Source organism: Pseudoalteromonas sp. APC 3358 (assembly GCF_030408075.1).
In the GTDB taxonomy this organism is placed as follows: Bacteria; Pseudomonadota; Gammaproteobacteria; order Enterobacterales; family Alteromonadaceae; genus Pseudoalteromonas; species Pseudoalteromonas arctica.
Map to the genome: position 1 here is coordinate 216,776 of NZ_JASDCE010000006.1, position 18,681 is coordinate 235,456.

17 protein-coding genes and 1 riboswitch are annotated in these 18,681 nt (G+C 37.8%); of the genes, 9 read left to right on the forward strand and 8 right to left on the reverse strand.

Annotation, left to right across the window (positions count from 1 at the left end):
* The first annotated feature begins 90 nt into the window (after positions 1-90).
* Positions 91-3,069 carry a DUF3857 domain-containing transglutaminase family protein gene (locus QL995_RS11810; RefSeq protein WP_290294242.1) on the forward strand — a complete coding sequence of 993 codons (2,979 nt, stop codon included), beginning with the start codon at positions 91-93 and terminating at the stop codon, positions 3,067-3,069.
* Positions 3,070-3,726: 657 nt separating this feature from the next.
* On the opposite strand, the gene ylqF is transcribed toward QL995_RS11810, so the two are convergent.
* Positions 3,727-4,671, reverse strand: coding sequence for a ribosome biogenesis GTPase YlqF (gene ylqF / locus QL995_RS11815; protein WP_024589485.1), 945 nt, complete (start codon positions 4,669-4,671; stop codon positions 3,727-3,729).
* A 91-nt stretch (positions 4,672-4,762) separates the two neighbouring features.
* Here ylqF and QL995_RS11820 point away from each other — a divergent pair, with 91 nt between their 5' ends.
* Complete coding sequence (locus QL995_RS11820; protein ID WP_165729128.1) at positions 4,763-5,299, forward strand: YaeQ family protein; 537 nt, start codon at positions 4,763-4,765, stop codon at positions 5,297-5,299.
* A 183-nt stretch (positions 5,300-5,482) separates the two neighbouring features.
* A complete protein-coding gene (locus QL995_RS11825; RefSeq protein ID WP_010554854.1) occupies positions 5,483-6,088 on the forward strand; it encodes an alpha/beta fold hydrolase in 606 nt (201 codons plus the stop codon).
* Here QL995_RS11825 and QL995_RS11830 read toward each other — a convergent pair.
* Complete coding sequence (locus QL995_RS11830; protein ID WP_007579816.1) at positions 6,085-6,294, reverse strand: hypothetical protein; 210 nt, start codon at positions 6,292-6,294, stop codon at positions 6,085-6,087. The two genes, QL995_RS11825 and QL995_RS11830, sit on opposite strands and share 4 nt — an antisense overlap.
* Positions 6,295-6,628: 334 nt before the next feature.
* Here QL995_RS11830 and QL995_RS11835 point away from each other — a divergent pair, with 334 nt between their 5' ends.
* Positions 6,629-7,102, forward strand: coding sequence for a Dps family protein (locus QL995_RS11835; protein ID WP_004334993.1), 474 nt, complete (start codon positions 6,629-6,631; stop codon positions 7,100-7,102).
* A 283-nt stretch (positions 7,103-7,385) separates the two neighbouring features.
* Here QL995_RS11835 and QL995_RS11840 read toward each other — a convergent pair whose 3' ends face one another.
* Complete coding sequence (locus tag QL995_RS11840; protein WP_007579812.1) at positions 7,386-10,328, reverse strand: TonB-dependent receptor; 2,943 nt, start codon at positions 10,326-10,328, stop codon at positions 7,386-7,388.
* 238 nt (positions 10,329-10,566) lie between these two features.
* On the opposite strand from QL995_RS11840, the gene QL995_RS11845 reads away from it, so the two are divergent.
* Positions 10,567-11,319, forward strand: coding sequence for a response regulator transcription factor (locus QL995_RS11845; protein ID WP_007579810.1), 753 nt, complete (start codon positions 10,567-10,569; stop codon positions 11,317-11,319).
* A 22-nt stretch (positions 11,320-11,341) separates the two neighbouring features.
* Here QL995_RS11845 and QL995_RS11850 read toward each other — a convergent pair whose 3' ends face one another.
* The 4 genes from QL995_RS11850 to QL995_RS11865 all read right to left on the reverse strand — a co-directional run bounded on the left by QL995_RS11850 (position 11,342) and on the right by QL995_RS11865 (position 15,512).
* Positions 11,342-11,740, reverse strand: a complete 399-nt coding sequence (locus QL995_RS11850; protein ID WP_007579808.1) for a hypothetical protein — start codon at positions 11,738-11,740, stop codon at positions 11,342-11,344.
* Positions 11,741-11,800: 60 nt separating this feature from the next.
* Positions 11,801-13,876 carry a S9 family peptidase gene (locus QL995_RS11855; protein ID WP_290294243.1) on the reverse strand — a complete coding sequence of 692 codons (2,076 nt, stop codon included), beginning with the start codon at positions 13,874-13,876 and terminating at the stop codon, positions 11,801-11,803.
* 142 nt (positions 13,877-14,018) lie between these two features.
* Complete coding sequence (locus tag QL995_RS11860; protein ID WP_024589489.1) at positions 14,019-14,582, reverse strand: hypothetical protein; 564 nt, start codon at positions 14,580-14,582, stop codon at positions 14,019-14,021.
* A gap of 96 nt (positions 14,583-14,678) precedes the next feature.
* Positions 14,679-14,767, reverse strand: a riboswitch (cyclic di-GMP riboswitch).
* A gap of 88 nt (positions 14,768-14,855) precedes the next feature.
* Complete coding sequence (locus QL995_RS11865) at positions 14,856-15,512, reverse strand: cytochrome b/b6 domain-containing protein (protein WP_007579804.1); 657 nt, start codon at positions 15,510-15,512, stop codon at positions 14,856-14,858.
* A 107-nt stretch (positions 15,513-15,619) separates the two neighbouring features.
* Here QL995_RS11865 and QL995_RS11870 point away from each other — a divergent pair, with 107 nt between their 5' ends.
* The 3 genes from QL995_RS11870 (at position 15,620) to QL995_RS11880 (ending at position 17,191) form a co-directional block, all read left to right on the forward strand.
* Positions 15,620-16,324 carry an AzlC family ABC transporter permease gene (locus tag QL995_RS11870; protein WP_169044532.1) on the forward strand — a complete coding sequence of 235 codons (705 nt, stop codon included), beginning with the start codon at positions 15,620-15,622 and terminating at the stop codon, positions 16,322-16,324.
* Positions 16,321-16,620 (forward strand): AzlD domain-containing protein, encoded by a 300-nt coding sequence (locus QL995_RS11875; RefSeq protein ID WP_004335020.1) that lies wholly within the window; start codon positions 16,321-16,323, stop codon positions 16,618-16,620. Before QL995_RS11870 ends, QL995_RS11875 begins: the two co-directional genes overlap by 4 nt.
* A gap of 73 nt (positions 16,621-16,693) precedes the next feature.
* Entirely contained in the window at positions 16,694-17,191 is a 498-nt protein-coding gene (locus tag QL995_RS11880) for a glutathione peroxidase (RefSeq protein WP_290294244.1), read from the forward strand.
* Between the two features lie 118 nt (positions 17,192-17,309).
* On the opposite strand, the gene QL995_RS11885 is transcribed toward QL995_RS11880, so the two are convergent.
* Positions 17,310-17,495 carry a PA3496 family putative envelope integrity protein gene (locus QL995_RS11885; protein ID WP_007579801.1) on the reverse strand — a complete coding sequence of 62 codons (186 nt, stop codon included), beginning with the start codon at positions 17,493-17,495 and terminating at the stop codon, positions 17,310-17,312.
* A 388-nt stretch (positions 17,496-17,883) separates the two neighbouring features.
* On the opposite strand from QL995_RS11885, the gene QL995_RS11890 reads away from it, so the two are divergent.
* Positions 17,884-18,678, forward strand: coding sequence for a YggN family protein (locus tag QL995_RS11890; RefSeq protein WP_007579800.1), 795 nt, complete (start codon positions 17,884-17,886; stop codon positions 18,676-18,678).
* Positions 18,679-18,681 lie beyond the last annotated feature (3 nt).

An 18,681-nucleotide genomic window follows, 5' to 3' on the forward strand; every position in this document is an offset into this window, starting at 1 on the left:
GATTCAATTAACATCTCATTGTCAAAAAAGCCTGAATTTGGTACATTATTCCTTCAATAGTATTTATAAAAACAACTATAAGACCCTACAATGAAATGGAACTTCCTTCGACTCAGCTCTTGGCTAATTGCACTTACCTTATTAATTTCCTCTCATAGTATTTTTGCGCAGCAATATAAAATAGATAAACCAGCTAATTGGGTTAATACACATATTATTGAGCAACCCAAGCATTCCGACATAACCAAAGTACGTGACGGCACACTTTATTTGTTACTCGATAACCAATCCTATATACCGAGCAGACAAAAACAGCAACGCTATACGCGTTTGGTTATGAAAGCTTTAAATCAAAGTGGTGTTGATTATATAAGCCAGCTTAATCTTGATTTTGATCCAAGTTATGAGTCGCTAACACTAAACAGCTTAACGATTATTAGAAATAATGAGCGTATTGATAAGCTTGGCAGCGCGAGAATGACGGTTATACAAGGTGAATCTGAGTTAGCTGATCGTATTTATAATGGTAGCTTATCACTCAACATTATTATTGATGATATGCGCAGTGGCGACATACTTGATTACAGCTACACAGTGGCAGGTAGCAACCCTATATATGCTAATAAATTTAGTACAAGACGCACGCTAAACTGGTCGGTACCCGTAGTGCAACAAAATATGCGTGTACTTTGGGGTAAACAAACGCCTTTACATATTAATACAATAAACGGCACAGCAGATATTCAAGAAACGCTTAACAAATATGGCAAAGATTATTCTATAACTCTTTTTGAAGAACCCTTACTCGAGCAAAATTCTCAAACCCCAACGTGGTACGACCCATATACACAAGTTTACTTTTCTGAGTTTGACGATTGGGGTCAGGTAGTTAACTGGGCATATCCACTTTATCAATCAGCCATAGAAACCCCAAACAGCATTTTGGATGTAGCTGAAGAAATAAAAGCAAAACACACAAAAACATCAGACAAAATTGCCGCAGCACTGCGCTTTAGCCAAGACGAAGTTCGATATTTAGGGCTTGAAATGGGCACTAACTCGCATCAACCAACGTCAGCTTCAGAAACGCTTTCGCTACGATATGGCGATTGTAAAGATAAAACAGTACTGCTTATCTCGTTATTAAAAGCGATGGATATAGAGGCCTTCCCTGCGCTAGTTGATACAGAGGAAACCAAACGTTTAAAAGAACTTCCACCTTCTGCAAGTGTATTTAATCACGTAATTGTTACACTTAAACAAAACGGAAAACGCTACTGGCTCGATCCTACGGTTAGCTACCAACGAGGTACTCTCGAATATTTAGCACAGCCTGATTATGGCTATGCCCTAATTATTGATAAAGGTGAAACCACTTTAACTTCAATGGCGCAAAAGCCTGTACATACAAATGTATCTGTAGAAGATAACTTTTTTATTGCTGAAAAAGTATCTGAGCCATCACGTTTTGAAACCCAGTACACTTATGCTGAATTTGAAGCTATTAACCGAAGAAGCAGTATAGCCAGCAGTGGTCTAAATAGCGTTGCTAAATCTTATTTCGAGTATTACCAAGGCTTTTTAAAGGGTCTATCAATCAATGAAGCAATGACTATTAGTGAACAAGAACAAACGGGTAAACTAATAACCAAAGAATCGTATTTAATTAGTGAATTTTGGGAAAAAACAGACGAAGGCTACGAAGCTAGTTTTTACGCGAATGAAATACAAAATAGCGTTTACGAACCAAAGCAGGTAAATCGCACCGACCCACTCTACTTTGGCTACCCCAATATAATTAACACCACAATAAAACTACATTTTGCAGAAAAAGGTTGGGGATTTGATAGCGATCAACAAGAAATTGATAACGACTACTTCAATCTAAAAACAACTACTGAATTTAATGATAACGTTTTAACACTGAGTTATGACTATTACGCAAAACAAGATCATATTAAAGTCGCTCAAATAGATGATTATTTAGCACAGCGTAAAAAGTTAATATCAGCAACCCATTACCCTATTCTAAAATACGCGGAAACGACCGAAACACCTCAAACAGCAGCTGATGTGCTAGATAGCTTTGGTTATAGTTGGCTTAAATATGTGTTGGCTGGCTATATTTTAGTACTCATATTCTTTTTTGCCGATTGGCGATTAGAGTCAGCAAAAAAAGTGAAATTTGAAGATAGTCCATTTTATGCAGTATCTGTAAGTAAGTTTATTATTTACAGTATTTTAAGTTTAGGCATATTTGTTAATTATTGGAGTTATCGTAACTTTAAAGCCATTAAAGAGCGCGATAACTCAAGTATTATGCCTATTGCTCGAGGTATATTTGCATTTTTATGGTATTACCCTTTGTATCTCGCACTTGCAGAGCACAGCCAACAACAGTTAAACAAAAATAGAGTAATGCCTAACTGGACTGCCTTAACACTCTGGCTAATGGTACTCGCCAGCGTCTTTGCTTATCGTATGGACGAATACGCAACCATAGTGATTTGTATAATGCCATTTTTATGGTTGCCTCTAGTTAGTTACATTGAACAAACCGATACAAGTAAAGAAGCCCTACATTACAACTCGTACTGGCGAATTAGACAGTATTTAATCTCGCTTGCGTTTGCACCTCTATTATTTTTAGGCGTACTTCAAGAAGTAAATATTTTACCCAATGCCGCAATTATAAAAGGCGATAGTTTATGGTCTTACCAAGTACACTTTTTAAAACGTAATCGCCTAACACCTGAAAACGAAGAAATACTTTATTTTTATAGCGATGCAGTATTTGATTACCGAGAAGACGGTAACGGAATAACCGAGAACTATATTTTTAGTTACTACAAAAACGATGACGGCAGGCTTGAATCGGATCTTAGTCACTTTAAAGACATAGAAAAAATAGAAACCACCTACGGTAAAACCAAACTTGATAACACAAGCATTAAAGTAATAAAAACTGACGGTAGTGATTTCTTGCTCATTGTAGGGCGTCTAAACAAGCAGGATAAAGTACTAGTGGAGCAGATTAATTTACGTATAACAGCAAATAAAGTGCGTTAGTGGCTTAAAATATCCAATTAAGTACGAATATTTTTAGCCACTAATTAAAGGCTGTTGATCTTTGGGGGTTAAGATTTTATAAGAGACTATTTTATTTGATATCAAAGCAGTCGCTGTCTTGGAAGGCGATAAAATCATTCCTAGCTTGAATTTATTTTAACTTTGAAAGATTAATACTTTTATAGTAAAAATTCATATCAAATTATTCAATAAGCATTAAACATCTATTCTTAATTGTTTAACCAAGATAAGCATTTTTATGAAATGGCAGTGCTAACTAGCCGATTTATATATGAATAAAAAACAAGCGCCACAATAATAAGAATTATTTGCATTTAGATGTTGACAGATAGTTAGATCTAACTGATAATCAATATCAACAAGACGGATTGCATACCACTTGTTAAGGAATGAATTGATTTGTTTCTCGACCCTGAAACAACGTGTGGCGCACGTAAACAGCTATGGTTACTTGTTATGAACCGCAACGCCCCTTGATGTTGATGATGAGTAACCGCCCTACTATTTTACTTGCTACATTGCTCATATCGGTGACGGTAGATATGAAACTAAAAAGGCCCTTACGGGCTTTTTTTATGTCTGTAATTTAGTAAAACTAAATCTCTTTAATTAAATAACCTGAACTCTGGTTAAATATTAACGACGGTTTTTACGAGCTCGCGCTCGGCGTTGAAGCTTTTCTTCTTCTTTAGCTGCTTTTTTAGCTTCTGCAGCGGCGCGTAAACCAGCAACCATTACTTCTTCTTCCTCACGCATTTGCGGAGTTTCCATCGTAATACGGCCAATAATACCGTCGCGTAATTCGTTGATTAGTATTTCAGACATTTTATATGTGTCTATTTGATTACCACCACGAATACAGCCGCGTTTTTTACCTGCCATTTCAACAAATTCCCAATCACTTTCTGGTAATTCGTCTATTTTATAACGCGCTTTTAAAAGCTCAGGGTATGCACGCAATAAGTACTCAGCTGTATAACTTGCTACTTCTTCATACTCAAGCGCCGTATCACGAATGGCACCGGTAGCGCCTAAGCGATAACCTGAGTTTTCATTCTCTACTTTTGGCCAAAGCATACCTGGCGTATCGTAAAGCATAATACCGTCTTCAAGCTTAATGCGTTGTTGTGCTTTGGTTACCGCAGGTTCATTACCTGTTTTTGCAACTATACGTCCAGCCAGTACATTAATTAACGTAGATTTACCCACGTTAGGAATACCCATTATCATGGCTTTAATCTGCTTATCGGCACCCACTTTATGCGGCACTAACTTTTTACAAAGCTCATTTATACGACTTACTTCAGCTGCTTTATCGTGACCAAAAGAAATCGCTTTAACACCGTTTTCTTGCTCAAAATAATCTTTCCAGATTTGAGTCATTTTAGGATCAGCTAAATCAGCTTTGTTCAAAATTTTGATGACCGGCTTACCTTCACGCAAGGTTGCCACCATCGGGTTTTCGCTACTATAAGGAATGCGCGCATCAAGCACTTCAATGATCACATCCATTTGTGGCATTATTTCTTTAATTTCATTGCGGGCTTTATTCATATGCCCAGGGAACCACTGGATAGCCATTTTTAACTCCTAACGTATAATTAACCGCTATTTTAACTGGCAATTCATTTAATTGCGCTATACTGACGCAAATTTTTTCAGATTAGTTGTTATGGCTCTTAAATCCACCATTATGAAAGTGCAGTTATCGCTTAGCGATATGGACCGCCACGTTTATCAAGATTTTAATTTAACCTTGGCTCAACACCCTTCAGAAACAGATCAACGGTTGATGATTCGCTTACTCGCTTTTGCGCTAAATAGCTGTGATGGTTTAGAATTTACTAAAGGATTAAGCGCTGATGATGAGCCTGAACTTTGGCATGTAAGCTATAGTGAAGAGATAGAGCTGTGGGTTGAGCTTGGCTTACCAGATGAAAAACGCCTTAAAAAAGCCTGTAATAAATCTAAAAAAGTGGTGCTATATACTTACGGTGAAAACAATCAAGCAATTTGGTGGCAAAAACACCAACCTAAATTGTATGAATTTAAAAATCTAAGTATTTTTAGCCTTGATTATGCAGCAACACAAGCACTTGCTGCTTTGGTTGATCGTGGAATTAAGCTCGCCATTACCATTCAAGATGGTGAAGTATGGGTAAATACCGATACAACCAATATTGAAATAAAACCACAGCAATTGATGTAACTAAGATAGGTTATACCAATTGCATTAAATTAGTTATCTATTATAGCGACAAGGAAATAAGTCGATAACAAGGCGAAATTATGACATATAGTTGTTCTATATAAATAATTTTTAACGCAGGTAGCGGGTTATTTAATACGCTAGAATGATCATGTTTTTAATAAAATTGGTATTAGGGAGCATATGAAAGTTAAACACGTTATTGTTTTACATGGCTTGTATATGTCTGGCTTTGTTATGCGCCCACTTTGTTCACGACTTGAAGAATCGGGTATGACGGTATTAAACATTACCTATAATACGCTCGACCCTCACCGCGACACCATATTTGCACAAATTGATGAGTGTATTTCTAACGAACCTGCAGCGCTTGTATGCCACTCAATGGGAGGGCTTATTGCACGTGCTTACCTAGAGGCAAACTCCCCTGCTAGCCAGAATGTTACGAAGGTAATTACACTGGGTACTCCACATAAAGGCAGCCATATAGCGCAAAAAATGAAGCAAAAAGGGTTTGAATCATTTTTAAAAAATAGTGTTGAATTTTTACTCACTAAAAATGGTAATTGGCCTTTTAAAGCTAAGCTTTACAGTATTGCGGGCGATTTACCTATTGGGCTTATGCCCTTAATAGTTAAAGGTAGCCAGTCAGATGGCACTGTATTACTAGATGAAACCAAACTTAAAGGTATGGCCGAACATAAAGTGTTTCATTTAAGCCATACCAGTATGATTTACTCGCGCCAAGTACTCGATTACATTTTAAAGTGCTTAAACGAGAAAGATTAATCCTCAGCATTGGCTGCTATTTTATAACTAATTAAAAATACCACTGCCAATATAAGAGGAATCGGCGCCGCAATGTAGCCAAAAAAATCTGAGTTCGCAAAGCTTGCACCCGCTAAGTGCGCTACTAACCCAAGTACAAATGCGATGACTGCAATTCCTACCACTATTAACTCTGCTTTATTTTGTTTCGCTGTTTTTGCATGCATGTTATCTCTCCTAATTATTTCGACAACATTATTATGCGCCGTTAGGGTGGATGATTTTTGACCTGCATCAATAAAAAAATAGCTAAGTTATTACCTTGAATAAAGTTTGTTTTAGATCATGATTTATATACTTTTGAGGTTTATTTACTTTTGAGGGGTAGTATTTTTATTAATCAGACCCACTTCTATTAATAGTCTAAAGTGAATATAGGTATCAAAAACAGCTAATAGGTTAAAACTATTAACTAGATACATTTAAACGATTTTACTAATTTATCGAAATTAGTAATACTTATCACAAGTTCACAAACAAACGGTTATTCAGGAGCAAGTTATGTCACATGTAAACGCAATTGGTCTAAACAGCGCAAAAAGCGAAGACATCATAAAGTCACTCAATACATTATTGAGTAGCTACCAGATTCAATACATGAACGCGCGTGGCTTTCACTGGAATATTAAAGGCCGTAACTTTTTTGAACTACACGTTAAGTTTGAAGAGATTTATAACTTACTACTTCTAAAAGTAGATGAAGTTGCAGAACGTATTTTAACGTTAGATGGCGCACCTCTACATGCATTTTCTGATTACCTTGAAGTAAGTAAAATCAAAGAAGCTAAAGGTATTAGTGATGGCGTTACAGCCGTAGAAAACCTACTTGCTGGTTACAGCACATTAATTCACATGCAGCGTGATATTTTAAGCCAAGCTGGTGATGCAGACGATGAAGGTACAGCCTCACTAATGAGCGATTACATCTCAGAGCAAGAAAAATTGGTTTGGATGCTAAAGGCTTACTTAGACTAAACCAGCAAAAAAAAGCCCTCAATGAAGAGGGCCACAAATAGGGATAAATCGTTAAATAATCAAGCGATTCGGTTACTATATTAGTCTCCCCCCAATACTAAACAACGCCCCTGTTACCAGTGGCGTTGTTTTTGGTTTAAGTGGGCACAATGCTTATATATTGGGATAAACAATGTATAAGCATTACTGCTCTTATTATTTTTTCCAATAAAAAAGCCCCAGCGATACTGAGGCTTTGTGAACGTAACTAATTAAGTAACTATATTAGTGTCGTTATTGTTGGTTAGAATTTACTTCTAAAACCTATGTAGAATGATTGACCAATTGGGTCGTACGTACCAGCATCAGTTTCAGTACCAGTACTTGAACCGCTCACACCCGATAAAATGCGTGGTGGCTCTTTATCAAATAAGTTACTTGCACCAGCGTAAAGCTCTGTTGAATCGCTGATATGGTAACTTGCTTGAACATCATGATACGTTACTGAACCAATCCCTACTCCACCTGGAGCAATACCAAAACCACTTAAGAATTGATCATCAAAGTCTGCAGCGCCAATGTAAGTTAAGCTCCAGTTAAAATCAAAGTCGTTAAGTTTATAACCAAAGTTCCAGTTAGCTTTATGCTCTGATGCACCAATTTCTCCAGCAAACTCATCTTTATCAGCGCCTGGAAGTGGGATGCTATAACCATCGATTAGGTAAGTATAAGCAAGGCGAGTTCTAAACGCACCAGGACCAATATCAGCAGAGTACGTTAGTGTTAAATCAACACCTTCTGTACCTAAACCACCACTGTTAGATACACCACTGTCGATAAATTCTAGTGAACCAGCACTATTATTACCTGATGGCGCACTACGACGAGTTACAAAGTCACAAAAGCTTGTATCGCCGCCGCCATAGCATTGGTCAAGAATAAACTGACGAGGTGTTGATACGATTGCATCTGTAATTTCGATATCAAAGTAATCAAGCGTAATATCTAGTCCTGATATTAGGTTTTCTGGTGTAAATACTAAACCTACTGTTACAGAGTCACCAACTTCTTCTTTTAAATCTTGGTTACCACGGTTAAAGCCACTAATGCCTTGTAAGTCAGACTGGTTAAGCGTGAACTCACCATTTGAAGCGATATTAGTTGTAACACCACCATCTGTTCGACAAGCATCACCAGCAGCACCACCGCCACTATTAGTAACACCTAAACATGGATCGTTTAAGCCACTTGGGAAAGTTTGTGAAGGCGGAGAAAATAGTTCATCGATATTTGGAGCCCGTGTTGAACGAGCACGAGTAGCACGTAAACGTAAGCTATCCATTACTTCCCAATCAACACCCACATTCCAACTTTCAGTGCTACCTACAGTTGAATAATCAGATAAACGAACTGCTGCATTCATCGTTACAGAATCAAGCACTGGGATATTTGCTTCTACATAATACTCAGTTACATCAAACGAGCCTTCTGTTGCTGGGATTGCATTACCCGCATTAAGACCTGCTTGCTGTAGTGCATCAAATTCACTGCGTGAAAATTCTTCGCGGTATTCAAAACCAGCTGCAATACCTACCGTACCTGCTGGTAAATCAAATAAATCACCTGAAATATTACCACCAATGATTTCTTGCTCAACCGACGTTGAAAGCGAACTAGGTGCACTTACAAAATCAATAGCACCTTGCGATAACGAATTAAAACCATAAATGTCTACTGGTGCACAATTAAAGCCACGTGCTGTCGCATCGATACAGATAGCCTCATCAGTAATACCATCACCATCTAAATCTTGGCTATCGATCACAGCTTCTAAACCTTGACGGAAGCTTTGTACATTAACTAGACCGCCTGAAACTTGTTGCTCTTTTGTTTTACCGTATACATAGTAAGTATCGTAAAACCAACCATCGGCTATTTCACCTTGAAAACCAAGTGCTAAACGGAATGTATCACGCTCTGCTCGTGCTCCACGATTACCGATATCACTTAAACGTTTTGCAAAGAAGATATCTCGTGCGCCATCACCGTCGGTATCGGTTGCTGCGTTATATATATCGTCTGGAACAAACGCGTTACGTAAAAGCTCACCATTTACATTAAATTCAATTGGTACCTGGCCATTTGCATAAATGTCGTCAGAGGCAAAAGGAAATGGCTCTAATTCAGAAACGGTTGTTGTTGCAGCGTAAGTGCCTTCATAAAAAAAGCTATGCTTGTCGCTTAACTCGTAGCTACCATTTGAGGCGAATAAGTAACGCTCTGTAGGTATTGCTATTGTACGTACACCGCTTCGGTTAAAACCATTTGCAGCTACGCCATCGCCGCCATTAGTACTAAATGAGTTTTGTAGGTTGTTTGCATCATTAAATGTAAATGTTTCATCCCCAGCGCTAAAACGACCTTGTGGTGGAAATGAAGATAAAAACGGGCTTACTGCATCAAATACAGAACCTGGATTTGCTACTGGATCATCTTCGAAGAAAATACCTGAAAATTGGTCTACCGCTGAGCGATCACGGTCACGTGAGAAAACAGCGCCTTGATCAGAGTAACCAAGGTGAAACATTGCGTGTCCTTTACCATCTGAGCTTGATAAGCCTGAGGTAAAGTTAAATTGGCGTGACTCATCATCACCTTCACTCGATTCACCGTACTGACCATCAAACTCAACGCCTTCAAAGTCATCTTTTAAAACAAAGTTAACTACACCAGCAACAGCGTCAGAGCCATAAACAGATGAAGCACCACCTGTCATAATTTCAACACGTTCAATAAATTGGCTCGGAATAGTGTTTAAATCGACAGCAGAGCTACCTGGTACACCTGATACATAACGACGACCGTTAACTAATACCAATGTACGGTTAGAACCTAAATTACGTAAATCTACAGTCGCAACACCTGCACTAGCTGTACTAAAGTTTGAGTTAGTACGACTGATTGCCGGTGAACCAAATGCTGGATTATCTAGTAGTAAATCTTGAATATTTAATGAACCAGATGCGTCGATTGCTGTGCTATCTACAACTTGAATAGGCGCTGATGACATCGCCTCAGCTGAACGAATGCGAGAGCCTGTAACTTGTACACGTTCTATTTTAGTAATTTCGTCATCTTCTGCAGCCACACCTTGAAATGAAATGCTTGCAAGTATCGCGCTGCTTAGCGCAACTGTTAACGACGATTTTTTAAATAATCGCGCGCTACCTTTGTTAGTTAATGTCATATAATTCCCCTGAATTGTTATTTTTGTAACTAAATAGTTACTTCGCGGATTACAGTAAGGGGATTTATATAAACACTCTACGTACGTTATTTATTAGGCGTAATCTTTGGTATGAATAGCTAGTTTGATGGGATGAATCAGTACGTCACAATTATTTTATAAATATATTGTACTTTTCATAACAGTTTTTCCGCTAAGCACGGTCTTTATTATTATATACAGCAAGAGATATAAAATAATGGTCGCTTCTTTTCATGCATTAACTTTTGTTAGTAACACTAAGTTTGCAACATTTTTAACAAAGCGCGTGCAAGAGCACCGACACTTTGAATCTCAATCTTTTATTCAGGCAAACAGATTAGATCAGATAGATACAGATCAATACAACGTACTGTTTTACGAACTAACTAATCTGGCAGACCCTATGCAAATAGTGCATTTAACAGAGCTAGCTAAAAAGCTTAAGTTAGTCATTATTGCCCAGTCGGGTCATTTTGCGAGTTTTGCTTTTGAAGTTGGCGCTGTTGATTTTTTAATAGTAGATTCAACTGCACCACGTATCGATAAATGCTTTGATAAACTGATTCACCTTTGCCCGATTGCAAGCGCGGCCGAACGTCAATATCAACAAAGCACACAAACCGAAAAACCATCATCACATATCGTAGTTAAAGATGTAGGTAAGGTAAGGCTAATTGATATAAAAGATATTATTTGGATTAATGGTGCGGGCAATTATGTAGAGCTGCATTTTACCCAAGGTAGTACACCGGTATTACACCGCGAAACCATGAAAAATATTGAACAGCAGCTAGAGCCAGAAGGGTTTATTCGTATTCATCGCTCAACGCTGGTAAGAAAACAAGCTATCTGCGAACTGATGCCTACTGACAGTGGCGATTATAAAGTCAGACTTAAAAACGATATGTGCTTAAACCTTTCAAGGCGCTATAAAGGGTGTTTAGAGAGTATTATAAGCCCTCTTCAGTAGCGGTTTATAATACTCATATTAATTACCAGTTCTGTTTTATATAACTATCACTTGGATGCACTAATAAATAGCTTTCAGTATCTTTATAAAAATTAACTTCTACATCGCTATTTTTCCATACTTTTTCAAACATGTTTTTAGCTATGATATTAATGTTTATATAGTCAACTCGTTGATAGCCACGTTCTTTTACACCCGCAAAATAGGCCTCTAACGAATCAAGACTATCTAAAGTTAACAGTTCAAACTCTTTTAAGTTAACAATCACAAACTTAATCGTATTTTCAGGGTGAGTGCTCAATTCTTGAATAACACCATTAGTTAATGATGTTATACCTTCATTGTTAAAGCTCCCCTTCAATTTTAAATACATATGAGGGGGCTGTGAACAAATCTGAAATTCGCCATGTGCTCCAAACATAAATTACCTTATATATATCAACTTCTATATATAGAGTAATACAATTTTCCGATTTTGCAGTTAATTTAACAGCGCAATAAAAAAGGCCATTTCGAGGGCTTTTTCTTCTAAGCTTTTAAAACGACCTGATGCACCGCCATGACCTGCATCCATATCGGTTTTAAATACTAAAATATTACTGTCTGTTTTAAGTTCACGCATTTTTGCAACCCACTTCATAGGCTCCCAATACTGTACTTGTGAGTCATGAAGACCGGTAGTAACGAGTATGTTCGGGTAGTTTTGTGCGCTAATATTGTCATAAGGTGAGTAAGCTTCAATTACATCATAAAATTGAGGCTCATTTGGATTACCCCATTCATCGTATTCATTTGTTGTGAGTGGAATACTTTCATCAAGCATTGTGGTTAATACGTCTAAAAATGGTACATGACAGCCAACACCGCAATATAACTCTGGTGCCTGGTTTACAACCGCCCCCATTAATAGGCCACCGGCACTGCCGCCTGAGGCAAACACCTTATTGCTATCACAATAACCTTGATCAACAAGCGCTTTTGTCACATCAATAAAGTCACTAAAGCTATTTTGTTTATGCTCTTTTTTACCTTGCTCATACCATTCGCGACCTAGCATTTCAGAGCCTCGAACATGCGCAATAACATAAACAAAGCCACGATCGAGCAAGCTCAGTGACGAACTAGAAAAACTAGGATCAATCGTATAGCCATAGGCGCCATAGCCGTATTGAAATAACGGATTTGTGCCATCTTTTTTAAAGCTGTCTTTTCGATAAACAACAGATACAGGTACTTTAACTCCGTCGCGAGCAGTTACCATTAATCGCTCCGACTGATAGTCATCGGCATTAAAACTACCGAGTACTTTTTGCTGTTTAAGTAGTGTTTTTTCGCCAGTTGCTAAATCAACATCATATAAAGAGCCTGGTGTTGTTAAACTTGAGTAATAAATACGCGCAGTGCGAGTGTCTGGCTCTGGGTTCATTGCTATTGCAGCATAATAACAAGGATCGGCAAACTCAAGTGCCATACGATCCCCTAGCCTATTAACAACTACAAATCGAGCTTGCCCTTGCTCGCGTTCACTCAATACTAAAAAGTCATTAAATAACTCTACACCTTCAAGTAGTACATTTTCTCTGTGAGCTGTATGCTCAAACCATTGTGTTTTATCAGCAATCGTTTCGTTTGTTGCCGTCATTAATCTAAAGTTTTTAGCTTGCCAGTTAGTCACAATATAAAATGTGTCACCTAGCTTATCTACGTCAAACTCGTGGCCATCTTCACGCGGCATTAATGCTTTAAATTCGTCAGTGGGCTTATTAGCATCAAGCACCCATGTATCGTTGGTCTCTGTCGATGCTAAATCAATAATAATTAAGCCTTCGTCGCGGCTTTTACCAAGCCCCATAAAAAAGCTGCTGTCTTGCTCTTCGTAAACCATTACGTCTTGGCTTTGCTCGCTGCCAAGCTCATGCCTAAATACTTGGTATCCTAGTAGCGTTTTTAAATCTTTTTTTACATAAAAAACAGTTTTATTGTCGTTAGCCCAAACAACCTGCCCTTCTGTATTTTCAAGTACATCAGGTAGCATTTCACCGGTCGTTAAGCTTTTAAAGCGAACATTATAAATACGACGACCTTCAGTATCTTCAGAGTAAGCCATAAGCTGCTCGCATGGGCTTAGTGCGACTTCTCCTAGCTCAAAAAACTCAAATCCCTCAGCTAATATATTCACATCGAGTAAAAGCTCTTTATTATCAGCCCTTATGCTCGTGCTTCTATAATGGCGAGAGTACTCATCATCACCACGAACTTCTGAGTGATACCAGTATTTCCCGTCTTTAACGGGTACCGAGTTATCATCTTTTACAATGCGTGCTTTTAACTCTTCAAAAAGTGTATTTTGGAGTGGCTTCATTGCAGCTAACTGTTCATCGCAATACGCATTTTCAGCATGTAAATGAGCAAGTACTTGCTCATCCTGACGATCGTCATCACGCATCCAATAGTAATTATCAGTGCGTATTTTATTATGAGTACTTAATGTATGGGCTTGCTGTTTAGCAATCGGGAAAGTAGGTAATAAACTTAAAGAATAGTCAGGACGAGACACAACAAAACCAATTAAAAAAATAACGTGATTTACAGTTTATCATAAAAATAAAAAAGCCCATCCAATAGTTGGATGGGCTAAAACGGTAAACGCTTCATTACTAAAACCGCTATACCTTTGGGAAGATAATTCACTAACAGCCTTATATTTGCTGCCAAGCCATAGCCCAACTTTGTCCAATACCGGGCTCGAACATAAACTTTTTATCGTCACTCGCGCGGCAAAACTCATTAAATGGCCAAGGCCTACATTGATAAACATGCCCTGTTTTTGGCTGCAATACCTTTGTACCCGCATTATAGTTTTCACAATTTTCAGGGTACACGTAATCATAAGTATCAAGGTTATTAACAACACGCTCATCGCATTTTGCAATACAATGAAAATCGACATGCGCTTTACATATACCACTGCTTTGCAAAGCAAAAATTTCATTGTTTCTATAGGCTACAATTAAACCTTGTTCGGTCATTTTACCTGCGCTAACAAGGGGTACATGCACGTTAATATGCTCGGCAACTAAACGTGGCCATGCGTGAGGTTCACCTTGTTCAAGCGAGGTGATTTTGTAATCAAATGATAAACTAACTAGCTCTCCTTGCATGTCATAAAAGGTTACACTCACCACATCGCCAATAAACAATTGGGTATGATGATTTAAGCAACCTATTGTTGACCACTTTCCACAGGCCAACGACGTATGCATAAACACGGCAACACCTTAAGAGTTACAAAATCTTATCCATACACTATGGATACACAAAAAATACACTGAGGGCAAGTGATACATAACAACACGTTATGCAGTAGTCCCGCTACCATAGCTTTATAAAAAGCCTTAGACCGGAAACTTTGCGCCCTAATCTTTCGATTAGTTTGCCAGCAATGCGGCGATTATAATTCGGCCCCGCATAACAATCAAACAAAAGAATGCAACCAAAAATAAAAACCAACCCTTTAAGATTGGTTTAATGTGTTTTTAACTAAATAAATAAGTTAAAGGTTCTTTTGCCCACGTAAATATCAGCAACACCAATAAAGATATAAATATTAGCCACGCAGGCCAAGACGCTTTTGTTACTTTAGCCTCAGAGTCATCCGCTTTTAACTCTTTTGAGCCTGTGATCATCGCCTTAACTAGCGGCTTACCTTTTATTCTATAAACAATAATAGCTAATACATGTAAACCAATAGCATAAAGTAAAATGTCAAAATTCAGCTCATGTAGCCAATTTGCAAAATCAATCGTATCGCTAGACACATATTGAGCAAGCGGGCCGTCAGTTAAAATGCCATCACTACTCATTAACCCGGTAATAAGCTGCGTAATTATAATTATAAAAAATACCATTACCATACAACTGCCAGGTGCTGAATGACCTAGCGAGTCGCTTGGTGTCTTTAGTGCCTTTAAAATAGCACGAGGAGAGTGCAGCAACCCACTTAATCTCGCAGTTTTACTTCCGATAATGCCCCATATTAAACGCGTTACGATGAGTGCTAAAGTAAAGAACCCAGCAACAAAATGAAGCTCAATCATGCCCTCTTCAATACTAAAATAAAGCACCGCAATACTTACAACCAAAAACCAATGAAAGCATCTAATAAACCCATCCCACACTTTTAACGTCGTCATTGCGCCTATCCTTAAAAAAACAGTATTATCTAATTCGTTAACTACTTTAACATCATAATATTAAGGTATCCTTATGAGCCATTCTACAAGCCGTGCGAGTAAATATCATGCAACCAGTTAAAAAAGCTATTTTAAAAGGCTTTTTAGATATGCTACCACTGTGTTTAGCTGTTGTTCCTTGGGGCATTTTATGTGGTTCTTTAGCGATTCAAAATGGCTTTAGTGCACTAGAAACCCAAGCAATGTCGTTATTAGTCTTTGCAGGCTCTGCACAGCTTGTTGCAATTGAACTTATAGCGGGCAACACACCATTGCTCACAATTTTATTCACAACATTTATTATTAGCTCTCGGCACTTTTTATACGGTTTAGCTGTGCGTCATAAGGTAATTGACCAACCTATGCGTTGGCGCTTACCAGTAAGTTTTGTATTAACCGATGAGTTATTTGCATTTTCTCACCATAGAAAAGCGTACAGAACAAAAACACGTTTAATATACGCATTGAGCGCTGGTTTTAGCTTTTATATTGCATGGAATATTTGGACGTTAATTGGCATTGTAGCAGGCACAATGCTGCCCGATTTAACTAATTTAGGGCTCGACTTTGCCATTGCTGCTACGTTTATAGCTTTGGTTATTCCGGGCATTAAAAATTTGGCCTCACTCGTTACGGTAATTGTAGCAGGCATTAGCGCAACGCTTTTAAAAAGCACAGGATTTGAGTTATGGCTTGTTTGCTCAGCGCTGCTGGCAATGGCCGCAGGTTACAGCACAGCAAGACTAGCCACTAAAAAGGAAGTAACGCCATGATGACGACTATTTTACTCATGGCGTGCATTACATTTTTTACGCGTTATTTATTTTTACACCGTGCTTTGCCGTTTAAAGTAGGCCCTAAAATGCAGCAATTTTTAAGCTTTAGCGCACCAGCAGTGCTTACAGCAATTTGGGTGCCTATCGTGTTTTTGAATGAAGATGGCATTAACTTAAACTGGCAAAACCCTTATTTAAGCGCAGCAATAGTCGCCATTATTGTTGCCTACAAAACACATAATATTTATTACACTACGCTTGCCGGTATGGGGCTATTTCTAATTTTAAATTAGTGCGATCTTTATACTTTATGAAATACTGCACTCAGGTTAAAATGCGGCTAACAACAATAAAAAAGACGCCAATATGCACGAATTTCATCAATTAAGCGCAACAAGCTTACAGGGTCAACCTATCAACTTTAATGATTTTGAAGGTAAGGTTGTGCTTATTGTTAATACCGCAAGTAAATGTGGATTTACCTACCAGTACGAGTCACTGCAAGCTTTGCACAATAAGTATGCCAGCCAAGGTTTAGTTATTCTGGGATTTCCGTGCAATCAATTTAGTCAACAAGAACCCGGCGACGCAACACAAATAGAGCAAGGGTGCTTAATTAATTTTGGTGTGAGCTTTTTAATGGCGGCCAAAGTAGATGTAAACGGTGAGCATGCACATCCTGTATTTCGTCACTTGAAATCGGCTTTACCTGGTTTTTTAACACGTAAAATAAAGTGGAATTTTACTAAATTTTTAATTGCCGCAGATGGTACACCAATTAAACGTTATGCACCTTTTATTAAACCCGAAAAGCTAGAACTTACAATTCAAAAAGCATTAGCACAGGCTAAAAGTACGCTTTAAAAAGTAATAAAGAGGCGCAAGGCCTCTTTATTGCCAATACTATTGAAACTTAAACATACGCATAACTGCACATTTAAACTCTCAATATTAATTGGTATTTTATTTATACTAGTGAAATTTAATCGGTGTAATCGCTTAAATCGTCTTCGCCTAGATTTTTACGCAAGCGTTTTTGCTCAAGGTAGTCTTCCAACTTCTTTTTAACCTTTTGCTTGTTCTTATCGTGTTGATTACGTCCGAGCATTTCGTACTCGTCTTCAACAAAATCGTCATCTAGCGCATCGTAACTAAATGTCTTACCCACAACCCACTCCATAAAGTGTTTGAGACCAACCAAGGATTTTATTATCGCAATAGCCGGTAAAATTAAAAATGTTTAATGCCAAAGTGCTCTGCAAATTAACATCAAAATAAAGCCACGCGACTACTGTAAATAGTCTTCATGTCAGTAATGTGAATAAATAGCGCTAAATTTGAATTGAGGAAAGTGAGAGTTTTTTATCGTATCGATAAATAAAATTTATTAATTTTTATTAGTTAGCCAATTTGACTAAAAAATAGTTATTTATTAATTATTTTGACTTGCTAAAAAATAAAGAAAAACACTTAATCAGTTGTTTTTTATGAAAAAACAAAACTGGCATCAAACTTGTTATTAATTAATCGTCATCAACAAAAAGTAGAGAACAAACATGAAAAAATTACTATTAGTTAGCGCATTAATTTGTACGCCAGCCGCTATGGCTCATAACGACAACGATTCTGCAATTTCATTTAGTAACGATGAATGTAACGTCGAATTTAAAAACGATGTACGTATTAAACCAAACGAATTAGAAATTTTTACAGCCAATAATAAAACTATGCAATTTAATACCCATGGTGACTTAACCGTAAATGGCGAGCTTGTAGCGCTTAATAGCTCACAACGCGAAGCACTGAATAAGTACTCTGACAGCTTACGCACTCAATTACCGGAAGTAGCTAACATAGCGCTTGAGGGTGTTAAAATTGCCGGTGTGGCATTAGAAGAAGTAGGCAATGCATTTAATATTGACGGTCTTGATAATATGTCTGAGCTTATGGACGACATTAAAATTGAGGTAGAAAATACATTTTACCAGCAAGGTACATTTGTAATGGGCCAACAAAGTTTTAATCAATTTGGCGAAAACTTTGAACAACAATTTGAGCAGCAGATAGAAACAGCGGTTGAATCAGCAGTAATGCAATCAATGGGCAGTATTTTAGTGGCTTTAGGTTCTGAGTTACTTGGTTCAGGCGGCGATATGGATGCCTTTGAACAACGCATGGAAAATATGGGTGCACAAATAGAAGAAAAAGTAGAGCTACATGCAAGCGCACTTGAAGAGAGAGCTAACTCTTTATGTGAAAACTTTGCTGATATTGCAAAACAAGAAGAGCAATTAGTAATGCAAGTGCCAGAGCTTAAAGGTTACCAGTTATTTAGCTTTAAACACAATTAGTAC

Excerpts from the sequence above, each read along its gene's own strand:
- QL995_RS11810 (WP_290294242.1), top strand. The coding sequence starts at position 91 with ATGAAATGGAACTTCCTTCGACTCAGCTCTTGGCTAATTGCACTTACC.
- ylqF (WP_024589485.1), bottom strand. The coding sequence starts at position 4,671 with ATGGCTATCCAGTGGTTCCCTGGGCATATGAATAAAGCCCGCAATGAA.
- QL995_RS11820 (WP_165729128.1), top strand. The coding sequence starts at position 4,763 with ATGGCTCTTAAATCCACCATTATGAAAGTGCAGTTATCGCTTAGCGAT.
- QL995_RS11825 (WP_010554854.1), top strand. The coding sequence starts at position 5,483 with ATGAAAGTTAAACACGTTATTGTTTTACATGGCTTGTATATGTCTGGC.
- QL995_RS11830 (WP_007579816.1), bottom strand. The coding sequence starts at position 6,294 with ATGCATGCAAAAACAGCGAAACAAAATAAAGCAGAGTTAATAGTGGTA.
- QL995_RS11835 (WP_004334993.1), top strand. The coding sequence starts at position 6,629 with ATGTCACATGTAAACGCAATTGGTCTAAACAGCGCAAAAAGCGAAGAC.
- QL995_RS11840 (WP_007579812.1), bottom strand. The coding sequence starts at position 10,328 with ATGACATTAACTAACAAAGGTAGCGCGCGATTATTTAAAAAATCGTCG.
- QL995_RS11845 (WP_007579810.1), top strand. The coding sequence starts at position 10,567 with ATGGTCGCTTCTTTTCATGCATTAACTTTTGTTAGTAACACTAAGTTT.
- QL995_RS11850 (WP_007579808.1), bottom strand. The coding sequence starts at position 11,740 with ATGTTTGGAGCACATGGCGAATTTCAGATTTGTTCACAGCCCCCTCAT.
- QL995_RS11860 (WP_024589489.1), bottom strand. The coding sequence starts at position 14,582 with ATGCATACGTCGTTGGCCTGTGGAAAGTGGTCAACAATAGGTTGCTTA.
- QL995_RS11865 (WP_007579804.1), bottom strand. The coding sequence starts at position 15,512 with ATGACGACGTTAAAAGTGTGGGATGGGTTTATTAGATGCTTTCATTGG.
- QL995_RS11870 (WP_169044532.1), top strand. The coding sequence starts at position 15,620 with ATGCAACCAGTTAAAAAAGCTATTTTAAAAGGCTTTTTAGATATGCTA.
- QL995_RS11875 (WP_004335020.1), top strand. The coding sequence starts at position 16,321 with ATGATGACGACTATTTTACTCATGGCGTGCATTACATTTTTTACGCGT.
- QL995_RS11880 (WP_290294244.1), top strand. The coding sequence starts at position 16,694 with ATGCACGAATTTCATCAATTAAGCGCAACAAGCTTACAGGGTCAACCT.
- QL995_RS11890 (WP_007579800.1), top strand. The coding sequence starts at position 17,884 with ATGAAAAAATTACTATTAGTTAGCGCATTAATTTGTACGCCAGCCGCT.